A 273-nucleotide genomic window follows, 5' to 3' on the forward strand; every position below is an offset into this window, starting at 1 on the left:
ATTGATGTTGCGGACTACCAAAAGCCAGACCAACAAGTCTTAAAAGACAGCTTGACCGACCTCCAGTACCAAGTCACTCAAGAAGCTGCGACGGAAAGACCCTTCGAAAATGAGTTTTGGAATAGTGAACAAGCTGGCATCTACGTCGATATTACGACTGGCGAGCCACTCTTTCTCTCGACGGACAAATTCGACTCAGGCTGCGGCTGGCCCTCCTTTACCAAACCAATCAGCAAAGAAGTTGCGACTTATTTCCAAGATAAGTCCCACGGC

Annotated in this window: 1 protein-coding gene; it reads left to right on the forward strand. The window is 48.4% G+C overall.

Going from position 1 to position 273, the window contains the following annotated elements; all coding sequences use genetic code 11:
• Positions 1 to 273: peptide-methionine (R)-S-oxide reductase MsrB (msrB, locus tag C1G53_RS12260; RefSeq protein WP_105118821.1), on the forward strand; the 273-nt coding region annotated here is incomplete at both ends.

It is taken from the genome of Streptococcus suis, from assembly GCF_002960445.1.
Taxonomy (GTDB): domain Bacteria; phylum Bacillota; class Bacilli; order Lactobacillales; family Streptococcaceae; genus Streptococcus; species Streptococcus hyiners.